The organism is Mesorhizobium sp. CA12 (genome assembly GCF_020165255.1).
Lineage (GTDB): Bacteria > Pseudomonadota > Alphaproteobacteria > Rhizobiales > Rhizobiaceae > Mesorhizobium.
Genome location: NZ_JAIUHT010000019.1, coordinates 104,318 through 113,956, shown reverse-complemented (window position 1 = coordinate 113,956; position 9,639 = coordinate 104,318). Strand labels below are relative to the sequence as shown.

At 60.3% G+C, this 9,639-nt stretch carries 9 protein-coding genes and 2 pseudogenes; 5 read left to right on the top strand and 6 right to left on the bottom strand.

Going from position 1 to position 9,639, the window contains the following annotated elements:
- Window positions 1-543, top strand: a 543-nt coding sequence (locus LB520_RS25275; RefSeq protein ID WP_224639755.1) for a TOBE domain-containing protein, incomplete at its 5' end; no start/stop codon positions are given.
- 394 nt (window positions 544-937) lie between these two features.
- Here LB520_RS25275 and LB520_RS25270 read toward each other — a convergent pair.
- Complete coding sequence (locus LB520_RS25270) at window positions 938-1,489, bottom strand: tetratricopeptide repeat protein (RefSeq protein WP_318012140.1); 552 nt, start codon at window positions 1,487-1,489, stop codon at window positions 938-940.
- 135 nt (window positions 1,490-1,624) lie between these two features.
- On the opposite strand from LB520_RS25270, the pseudogene LB520_RS25265 reads away from it, so the two are divergent.
- From LB520_RS25265 to LB520_RS29215, 3 genes and pseudogenes are all read left to right on the top strand, one after another.
- Window positions 1,625-1,837 (top strand): annotated as a pseudogene (locus LB520_RS25265) (transposase); the annotation flags it as partial.
- 145 nt (window positions 1,838-1,982) lie between these two features.
- Window positions 1,983-2,051, top strand: a pseudogene (locus LB520_RS29220) (hypothetical protein); the annotation flags it as partial.
- A 48-nt stretch (window positions 2,052-2,099) separates the two neighbouring features.
- Complete coding sequence (locus LB520_RS29215; protein WP_263483826.1) at window positions 2,100-2,522, top strand: hypothetical protein; 423 nt, start codon at window positions 2,100-2,102, stop codon at window positions 2,520-2,522.
- Between the two features lie 283 nt (window positions 2,523-2,805).
- Here the strand turns inward: LB520_RS29215 and LB520_RS25255 are convergent, their stop codons facing one another.
- The 5 genes from LB520_RS25255 to LB520_RS25235 all read right to left on the bottom strand — a co-directional run bounded on the left by LB520_RS25255 (window position 2,806) and on the right by LB520_RS25235 (window position 9,256).
- The gene (locus LB520_RS25255) at window positions 2,806-3,873 is read right to left on the bottom strand and encodes a cyclic nucleotide-gated potassium channel (protein ID WP_224523919.1); all 1,068 of its coding nucleotides are present in this window, start codon (window positions 3,871-3,873) and stop codon (window positions 2,806-2,808) included.
- A gap of 65 nt (window positions 3,874-3,938) precedes the next feature.
- Window positions 3,939-5,003: an adenylate/guanylate cyclase domain-containing protein gene (locus tag LB520_RS25250; protein ID WP_224545054.1), complete on the bottom strand. Its 1,065-nt coding sequence runs from the start codon at window positions 5,001-5,003 to the stop codon at window positions 3,939-3,941.
- A gap of 3 nt (window positions 5,004-5,006) precedes the next feature.
- Window positions 5,007-5,501: a Rab family GTPase gene (locus LB520_RS25245; protein ID WP_095765774.1), complete on the bottom strand. Its 495-nt coding sequence runs from the start codon at window positions 5,499-5,501 to the stop codon at window positions 5,007-5,009.
- Between the two features lie 13 nt (window positions 5,502-5,514).
- On the bottom strand, window positions 5,515-8,562 hold the full coding sequence (locus LB520_RS25240; protein ID WP_224639753.1) for an OmpA family protein: 3,048 nt from the start codon (window positions 8,560-8,562) through the stop codon (window positions 5,515-5,517).
- A 7-nt stretch (window positions 8,563-8,569) separates the two neighbouring features.
- The gene (locus LB520_RS25235; RefSeq protein WP_224545057.1) at window positions 8,570-9,256 is read right to left on the bottom strand and encodes a hypothetical protein; all 687 of its coding nucleotides are present in this window, start codon (window positions 9,254-9,256) and stop codon (window positions 8,570-8,572) included.
- 24 nt (window positions 9,257-9,280) lie between these two features.
- Here LB520_RS25235 and LB520_RS25230 point away from each other — a divergent pair, with 24 nt between their 5' ends.
- On the top strand, window positions 9,281-9,607 hold the full coding sequence (locus tag LB520_RS25230; protein WP_224523648.1) for a hypothetical protein: 327 nt from the start codon (window positions 9,281-9,283) through the stop codon (window positions 9,605-9,607).
- Window positions 9,608-9,639 lie beyond the last annotated feature (32 nt).

Sequence of the window (9,639 nt, the reverse complement as noted above, 5' to 3'; positions counted from 1 at the left end):
GCCGAGATCAAGCGCTTGCACCAGTCGATCCGCCGAACCATGGTCTATGTCACGCATGACCAGACAGAGGCGCTGACGCTGGCCGACAAGATCGTGGTGCTGAAATCTGGCCGCATTGAGCAGACCGGCACGCCGCTCTCACTCTATGACGATCCCGACAACGCTTTCGTCGCCGGCTTCATCGGAACGCCGCGCATGAACTTCCTCAAGGCGACCGTCGTGGACGATGGCAAGGCGCTGACGGCCGGCGAGGCGAGGGTGGACATCACGCATCTCAAGACGAAGCTGGAGAACGGCAAGACGGTGACGCTGGGCATCAGGCCGGAGCATCTCGACGAGAAGCAGGGCGTGACACTTTCGCTTGCCGTCGACGTCACCGAGCGCCTCGGCTCGACCTCCTACGTCCACGGCGCGCTGGCGAGCGGCGAGACCGTGGTCGCCGAGCGCCGCGAGGACCAGCCGCGCTTCGGCGAGACGATCACATTGCGCTTTCAGCCTGTCCGCGCGCGTATCTTCGACCTGGAGGGTAATCGCATTCGTTAGGGTCCTCGCCGGGTGTCTTGAGCCGCCGCAAATTCCAATTAAGAAGCGGCCCGCTGGCGGACGGCGCGCCCTATCTCACGCAACCCGGCACGCATGGTGTGCGATCGAATTCTGGCGGTTGTTACACATCATCTTGTCGGCATTGCGAGAAGTCACTTTAGATCTGTGAAATAAAAGGTTATGGCGGAGAGAGCGTCTGTCGATCTTGGGCCTACAACTTGAAAATACGTAGCTTTTTTATCTGCTTTGTTACGCAGCTTGTTACACAGCCGGGGCGACAAGCCACGATTTCCATAAGCTCGCTGCTCTGAGTTCGTCCACCCATTTTTGCGCGGCATTCGAGAGTCACGCCGCAAGGAATGTCAGTTTTGCGCCTTCTTTGGGCCCAGGCAAGTCAGCCATCTGAGTACTCAGGGGAGAGCCCTTCTTGTCTGCTCCGCTGAACGGCCTTTGGAGCTTTGGTGGCGGGAAGCGTTGACTTTGTGTATGCGTCCCCCAAGGTGCAAAGCGCCTCCACCAGATCCGGCTTCAAATCGAGGGCGTACTGAATGTGCCTGATCGCAGGCGTAAATTCGCTGACCTTCAAATACGCTTCGCCGAGGCTGAGGTGGTAATAGGGGTTCTGCGGCTCCTCTCCAACCGCCCGAGCGAAATACCGCAGGGCCTTCTCGGCGTCGTGTCCGAGCCCGAGCGTTCCCAGTATATAGAATGCCAGCGGATGGTTTGGGGTCCGCGCCAGAACGCGCAGACACAGTTCCTCGGCCCCCGGCAGTCGCTCAGCCTTCTGTAGTTCGAGCGCCTGCCTCAACAGCATGTCGTCGGCCTGGTTCTGGGGCGGGCCAGACTTTCGCTGGGCTGCTGGCGGCAGAGCTTTCGGCGGCGGTGTCTTAGCCGTGGGTTTGGTTTTCAGGTGCTTTGCCCAGGCGGGCGGCAATCGGTTGCTCATGGCGCTTCGCTAGCAAATGCGGCCCACAGAATCCGGCCTTAAGGCAAGCTGCTCTCGTTGCGGGAAAGTCTGTCTGGCCTGCTGCCGGTTTCGTGGACACCGAGATAAGGTGTTTGACGGAACTGGAGAGTGGGAATGCAAAGAAGAAAGTTCAGCCACGAGTTCAAACTTGAGGCGGTGAGATTGATCAAGGATCGGGGCGTTGCGGTGGCCCAGGCTGCCCGCGACCTCGATGTCCACGAGAACGTGCTGCGCAAATGGGTGCGCGATCTGTCGACGGATCCGCAGCATGCGTTTCCCCGCCACGGGCAGATGAAGCCGGAGCAACTCGAGATTGACCGGCTGCGACTGGGCACGCATCCGCCGCCCCTGGACGTCAAAAGGCGGCTTCGAGCATTGGCTTCTCGTCCGCCGCAAGCGATCGACATCCGGAGAAAAAGCCTACTACCTGGTCTTCGCCCCGCCCGGTTCCTCCTTGGCCGAATTGGCGGCAGTGGCCGGCCTGCGCTGGGCGGTCGAGGAGTGCTTTGAGCGCGCCAAGGATGATCTCGGACTTGATCATTGCGAGGCTCGGTCCTGGCACGGATGGCATCGCCACATGAGCCTATGCATGACCGCCCTGGCGTTCCTGTCCAAACTATCGGCCGATCTTCGCCGCAGCGCATGGAGCAAACCGAACGAAACGAGTCAAAGGGTCAATCGCCGCCTGATTCGGATGACTGCGCTCGTTCCGAGCGTCCCCGAGATCCGCTATCTCCTCGCCCGGATCCTCATCTTCCCACCGACACAAAAGCCCTTCATCATCGCCTGGTCGCTGTGGCGACGACGACATCAGGCCGCGGCATCCATTCTGTCACTACAAACGGCGCGGATATCCGCAACTGTAGTGTTAATGCCCAAGATCGAGGATCTGGCCGGCTCCATTGCTACCTCAATTGTTCGGGTGGACGGGGTCATGTCGCTGTCGTACGCCCTCCACGGCCGAGTACCGCCTCGCTATACTGAAAAGACCACCCGCGTCGCGGTGTCCTGAAGACATCCCGTTGCGCCAGAAACTTGATACATCGCCATCGGTCGAAACTCGCCTTTTTTGGGTAATCGGCAAGGCAATACCCATAGCCACCAGGGGCGAACTCATTTGAGCCCTCCAGCTCTGATCCAGGGCGGCAATCTTTAACAGGGAGACAACGCAGCCGACCAGCTTCTTCCCGACACGCACCGAGGTCTACGCTCATGGCGAAAAAACCGGCGCCCTTACCCAGGTCGAAATTCGGGGCCGGAATGGACATGTCCCGCAGTTGCACCTCGTAGTACCGTCAAGGCATCGGCGCCGCGCCGCGCCGCTCGAGCGCGGTCTTGCGGATGATTTCCGCGATCTCCGGGCTGCTGCCGCATAGCATCTGGAAATCCGACGAGTGCAGCGATAGCAGTGAGACCGCCGTTGCGGCGCTGACGGTCGCCATACGCGGTTCGCCGCTGATCAGCGCCATCTCGCCGAAGAAGGCGCCAGGGCCAAGCTCCACCGGATTCGGTGTTGCGACGCTGACGCGCCCCTCCACGACGAAGAACATCTGGTCACCGCTCTCGCCATTGCGGCAGATCACGGCGCCCGCCGGCACGGTGCGAGGTCTTAACGCGCGCACGATCTCGACCAGCACGGCCGGTCCGAGCTTCTGAAACAACGGCACGGCGGCGACCAATTGCCAATTACGGACAAAGTCCCCGCGACGGACTTCTTGATAGAAGCCGGTGGCAAGAATGCCTGCCCAGAGGGCGAAGATGCCGATGCCACTCATCATGACAGCCCCAGCAAGGACACGGCCAGCGAAGCTTTGCGGAATAGCGTCGCCATAGCCGGTGGTGGACAGCGTGACCACCGCCCACCACATTGCCTGAGGGATGCTGCCGAACTTTTCCGGTTGGATATCGCGCTCGATGACATAGCCCGCGAGAGCGACACCGAACAGAACGACGCCGAAGAGCGTGGTAACGCCGATCAGGTTGCGCGCTTCGTTGGCCAGTACCCTGCCCAGCACCGGGAAGAAAGTCGAGTCGCGCAGCGGTTTCAGGAGCCAGACAGCACAGTAGAGGCTCCGGTCGGGCGTGCCAACGAGCAGAAATGCGGCGAGTGGAACCAAGACCGCGAGCACATCGATGGCGATTGCCGGCGTCCTGTCCCTAGCGTCTACCGCCTGGCGCTTGAGCAGCGTCGCGGCCATTTGCAGGAGATAGGCGCCCCAAATGACAGCGAGCACCACAGCCAGAGCCAGCCTGCTTCGTCCGGACATGTCCGGTATCGTGAGCCCAGCCACGGCCAGAAGCCCAGGCGCAGCCAGCACCGCGTTGAGCGGCGCGTAAATTCTTACAAAAGGCAGTACCGACATTTCTATGCCCGCGAGTGGCTGCTGCCCTCCAAAATAGGATGCCTTCGAGGCAAGCGTAAAGGTGCCTAGAGCCGCCACATTCGCACGCGACCTGTGCCACGCAATTCCGTTTCCCCGAGCGGCTCGCAAGCAAATTCCGGCCCAAGCAATTGATGAGTCGCATCCGAAATACGGATTTCATCGGGCTCTGCGGCTTTTTGAATGCGCGCGGCGAGATTGACGGTGTCGCCCCACAGGTCATAGACGAACCGCCTTTTGCCGATGACGCCCGCGACGATTGGCCCTGAGTGAATTCCAATTCTAAGGCTTAGCGGTTCTCCTGCGAAGCGCTCGCACCTGGCCGCCTCCCGCAGCTCGAGCGCATAATGTGCAAGGGCGTGCGCGTGATCTGGTCGCGCGACGGGCAGGCCAGCGACCGCCATGACGCAATCGCCGATGGTCTTGATCTTTTCGCAGCCATGCTGTTCCGAGAGCAGATCCGCAGCCCTGAAGAAGTAATTCAAGATAGCGAGCGTCGTCGTGGCTCCGACGCTCCGCGCTCTTTCCGTAAAACCGACGATGTCGGCAAAGAGCACACTGACCTCCGCGTGGTTGTCTGCAATTTGCTCGTCAGCCTTCAGCCGCTCCGCGATCGAGGCCGGAAGAATGTTAAGGAGCAGGGATTCGGCGCGCCGGTACTCGCGCGACAAACCCTCCTGGCTCTCCCTCAATGCCTCATTCGTCGATTGCAGCTTCGCATTGAGTTGACGCTCCCTCTCCTGCAGAAGCGTCATTTCGTATGCCTTCTGCTGAAGCCGCTGCTGGTGGTCGCGTTCGGGCGTGGCGTCGAGAAAGACCAGCCACACCGAGTCGCCATCGCCAAAGAAGTGAAGGTCCGCGACATGCCCGCCGGGCAGTTCCATCATGGGCATATGGAATGGAAGCTCGGGGCAAGGCAGCAGCCCTTCCATGAATTCAAGCTGCTGGGCAACGGGCTCGCCGAGGCGAAGCGACGAGAGCCCGTAAAAGTCGAGATTGCCGCCCTTGGCTTCTATGCATTGCCGGGTATCGATCATCAGATAAGCTGCGAAGCGCTCATTCGAGAAGAAGTCGTATATCCAGCTTCTGACTTCTTTCGGCAAACTGGACATGGTCTAGTTGGCGACCATCGAAGCAAGCTGACGAAACGCATCGTCGACATGTTCGCCCGAAAGCGCGCTCGTCAGATAGATCTGCCATCCACGTTGCTTGAGTTCGTCGATCTCGCCCTCCGGTACCGCCCACCGATCAGTCAGGTCGGACTTGTTGAACAGCAATATGAACGGCATGGCGCCGAATTCGGCCTCGCACCGTTCGCGCAGCGTGAGCGCCACCGCAAGAGTGGCTGGCCGGGTTCCATCGGCGACCAGCACGAGCCCGGTCGCGCCTCGCACATAGCTGACGCGGAACGAGCCGATATCGTCTTCGCCGGCCAGATCCCACAAGATCAGGTCCACTGTCTTGTCCGGAAACGCGACGCTCTTCTTGTCGATCTTGACGCCGACCGTGGTCAGGTAGTTTTCCGAGAAGATGCTTTGGACGAACCTGCGCACCAAGCTGGTCTTGCCGACGGCGAACCCGCCCAACATGCAGATCTTTTTTTGCAGCATCCTGGGCTCCGCGCTACTCTAGGTTCACCGTAACCGAAACCCGGCGATTGGTGGAGTTCCCAGTTCGGCTATTTTCATTTTCGGGCACCGCCGGCTCGAAGGTGCCGGCGCCCCGAACCTGCAGGAGTTCCGGAGCGACGCCGCGCTTGTTGAGAAGCGCGCGAACTGTCTCGGCGCGGGCGGCGCTGATCGACGCGTTGGCCGTCTCGCGACCCGTTATGTCCGAATGGCCGGTCAACATGAACCGCGCCGTCACGCCTGCCTTGTGGGCATTTTCTGCGAATTCCTTCAGCTGATCAGCCAGTCTGTCGAGCACCGGCGTCTGCTCCGGTCCCGGGACAACTCTACCGGAAGAGAAGAAAATATCGGTCGTCTGGATGGCCTCTCTCAACTGATTAAGCTCTGCAAGGTTTAGCTCGCTCAGCTGCGAGACATCCAGAACCACTCCGTCCGCCGAAAGTTGGTCGGCGGCGGCCCGCGCTCGGCTGATCCAGCCGGCAGGTGCCTCGCCCACAACGACGATGCGACCCTGGACGATCGAAAGCCGAACCGATTTCGGCGGGGACAGCGACGCCGTCAGCCGCTTCACCACGAACTTCGGATCAAGACTCTGATAGAATTGCCACTGTGAATGAACGCGAGCGGGATCGACCTTTGTTCCGGACAGCAGAGCTTTTGGGTCGACGGCAAGAGGATCTCTCAGACCGGAAATGTAGAAATCTCCGCCCCTCGCCGATTGCTGAGCGACGATGATTCCCGGTTCGGCCTCAAGTCGCGACACATAATACTGCCAATGCTCCGCCGCGCGTGCATCGGGGCTCACATCACGAACCTTGGAGATGTCGAACTCCGGCCCGCCTTCTGAAAGCTGTCTTGCCGCTGCGCGCGCCCGATCTATCCAGGTGTCGGGAGCCTCACCCTCGGCAACAATGCGACCTTTGACGATTGAAAGTCGCACTTTATCCATCGGATACAGCGACGCCGTTAGCCGCTTCAAGACGAACTGCGGCTCAAGGCTCTGATAGAATTGCCAGCTGGCATGAACGCGCGCGGGATCGACCTGCGTCCCGGACAGCAGCGACTGCGGGTCGACGGCAAGCGGGTCTCTCAGGCCGGCAATATAGAATTGGCCATCGCGCACATTCTGTTGGGCGACGATGATGCCGGGCTGCGCCTCCAGGCGCGACACATAGGCCTGCCAGCGCTCCTCGGGGCTCACATCACGGACCCCGGAAATGTCGAAGACCGGGCCGCCGGCTGAAAGCTGCTGGGCGGCCGCGCGCGCCCGGTTGATCCACGCGGTGGTGGCTACACCCGCGGCAACGATGCGATCATTGACGACTGAAAGCCGCACCGAATCCGGCGGAGCAAGCGAGGCCGTCAGCCGTTTAAGCACGAACTGCGGCTCAAGGCTCTGGTAGAATTGCCAGCTTGCATGAACACGCGCGGGATCGACCTGCGTTCCCGCCAACAGCGACCTTGGGTCGGCGGCAAGCGGGTCTCTCAGACCTGTAATGTAGAATTGGCCGTCGCGCACGTTGTGATCGGCGACGATGATGCCAGGCTGGGTCTCCAGTTGCGACACGTAGGCCTGCCAGCGCTCCTCGGCGCTCACATCGCTGACCCCGGAAATGTCGAAGACCGGGCCGCCTGCCGAAAGCTGCTGGGCAGCGGCCCGCGCCCGGTCGATCCACGTGGTGGTCGCCTCGCCCTCGGCGACGATGCGACCATCGACGACCGAGAGTCGTACCGAATCCGGCGGCGCCAGCGACGCCGACAGCCGCTTCAGCACGAATTCCGGCTCGAGGCTCTGATAGAAGTGCCAGTTTGAATGAACGCGGGCGGGATCGACCTCCGTTCCCGGCAGCAGCGACTGTGGGTCCGCGGCGAGCGGGTCTCTCAGGCCGGCGACATAGAACTCGCCGCCACGGATTTTTTGGTCCGAAACGACGATGCCCGGTTGGGCTGCCAGCCGCGACAGGTAGGTCTGCCAGCGGTGTGCGGATTGCCAGGACAGAAAGAACCAGCCGCCCCCCACGATCAATGCGAGCAGGACCGCCGTCACCACCAGCCACGGAAATCCCTCTTTCGTATCCATGTGCTGCAGCTCGACGCAGGTCTGCAACTGCGTCTCCACGCCGGGCAACTGGGAACTATCCCCGTCGAACCGCTCCAGGGCTCGCGAGGATTCTTGATGGATGCGAAGCAGTACGTCGCGGATGACTTCATGCAGTTCCTCCGGAGGATTTCCCCGGATCACCGCAACCAGGGTCGCAAACTGTCCGACTTCCGACCAGAGGCGAAGTTCCCCAAACCGGATGGTGTCGAGGCCGCTGTTTTCCTTCTCTTTGAAAGAGTCCTTCACAAAATCCTGGATGGCGCTCAGCATCGAGGAAATCAGTTGAGGGTCTTCGCTGGTTGCGTCTTGGGATGTTACATGCGCAATCAGGAGCCCAGAAGCGCGACTGATGAGAAAGACATGTTCCACGCGATAGATAAGAGAATGCTTGAGAACAACTGCCGAGAAGCTTGTCCCCGTTCGCCAGGCTTCAAACCTCCACTTCAACCCATGCCAAGTGAATATATGCCTCAGAGACTCATTCAACGACTGGAAGGTCTGGTCGATCTTTTCGCCGATCGACTTGCGAATGGCCGGCAGAAAAACCGGATACAATATATCGGTCAGCGTGTTCGGGTTCTTTTGGATGGACCGCTGCGCGGCTCTCTCGACGGCCGGGGCAAGGGCCTCGCCGAGTTGCGCATGGGACGCGCGCGCCGTTGCTTCGGGCAGAACGTTTCCCACCGCGGCGGCAAGCTGCTCGGGTTCGTCGAGCAGGTGCGTAACGCGTGACAGCTCCGAGATCTCGCCGCCGACGAGCAGTTGGCGGAGCCTTTCAAGCCGATGATCGGCGGCCGGAACGCCTTCGTAAAGGGCACGGTTGTCAGGATCGACGTTCCGGGCAATTTCCACCAAAAGGCGGGCCAAAGCCTCGCGATCAATACCGGTATCGTTCGAAGCTTGTCTTTGAGATAGGCTGATTGGTTCGACGCTCGACGTCAAGTTCCGATCAACTCACTTTCCAGCCACGCTCCGAATTGCCCTTGCTGCCGACGGGATCCTGGTTGAGACATTTCGCGACCTCGACGAACAGGCCGGCCAGAAGATTCCGGTCAGTCTTGACGTTGCTTAGATCGGAAAAGATCTTCTCCATCAGCATTTGAGCGCTTTCGTTCTTCTGCTTGATTTCCTCGCGCAGCAAATGGTCGCTTCTGCTCATGCGATCCGCGAATTCGCGCTCGAGCTCGCTCAATTGGTCCGACAAGGCGCGCACCTGCTTTTCGAGCGCCTGGTTTTGATCGCGAAGATTGCGGTCGATCTCCTTGTCGGCCTCGGCGCGCGCATCCTTTTCGTTGCGCAACTGCGTCGCCAGCGAGTCGACCTGCTTCTTGGCATTCGACTCGTAGGTTTCAAGATTGCGCTTGGTTTCGGACTCGACATCCTTGAAGCGTTGCAGGAACCGCTCTTCAAGCTTGGAGAAACGGCGGTCGTAGTCCTGCATCTGATTGCCGAACAAAAGATCGCGTATCTTGTCGACACCTGGAGCATCACCGCCGGCCCCGCCCTCGCGAGCCTGGGAGGCCATGAAGTTCAGCCCGTTTCCCTCTGCATTACCTATCAGATTTGCGTCCGCTTTACTTGCCGAAGAAGCGGCACTCGAAGATTCCTTCGCCATTTCTGTGCCCCAATTACCCACTGCAACATTAGGAGATGGTAAACTATGTCAGACAAATACCAAGCCCGCAAGACGGAATCCGTTGGTTTGACCCAGCCGAACGCCACGTCACCGACGTGGCAATGGAAGTTGGAGCGATTCCATCTTAAAAGCGGCCGCGACTTATCAGCGATCAAACCGGCAGGCGCGGGGTCGTCGAAGCAGTGTGACGGTCCGCAATCTCTGCGCTCACGGGCGTTCAACCGCAAGGCGATCAACCGCGTAACGACGGCGGCAGCGCTCAGGGCCGGCAGCCAAAGATGGAAAATCGGGGATGATCAATACCAGCGAATGGTGCAGGTTCTTCATGATCCGTGGCAAGCGGGCAACTGAGCGGGTGCGGCTCCCGCTTCAGCATATGGACC

What these genes read in the sequence shown, in the direction of transcription:
- LB520_RS25270 (WP_318012140.1), bottom strand. Translation starts at nt 1,489, where the DNA reads ATGAGCAACCGATTGCCGCCCGCCTGGGCAAAGCACCTGAAAACCAAA.
- LB520_RS29215 (WP_263483826.1), top strand. Translation starts at nt 2,100, where the DNA reads ATGACCGCCCTGGCGTTCCTGTCCAAACTATCGGCCGATCTTCGCCGC.
- LB520_RS25255 (WP_224523919.1), bottom strand. Translation starts at nt 3,873, where the DNA reads ATGTCGGTACTGCCTTTTGTAAGAATTTACGCGCCGCTCAACGCGGTG.
- LB520_RS25250 (WP_224545054.1), bottom strand. Translation starts at nt 5,003, where the DNA reads ATGTCCAGTTTGCCGAAAGAAGTCAGAAGCTGGATATACGACTTCTTC.
- LB520_RS25245 (WP_095765774.1), bottom strand. Translation starts at nt 5,501, where the DNA reads ATGCTGCAAAAAAAGATCTGCATGTTGGGCGGGTTCGCCGTCGGCAAG.
- LB520_RS25230 (WP_224523648.1), top strand. Translation starts at nt 9,281, where the DNA reads ATGTCAGACAAATACCAAGCCCGCAAGACGGAATCCGTTGGTTTGACC.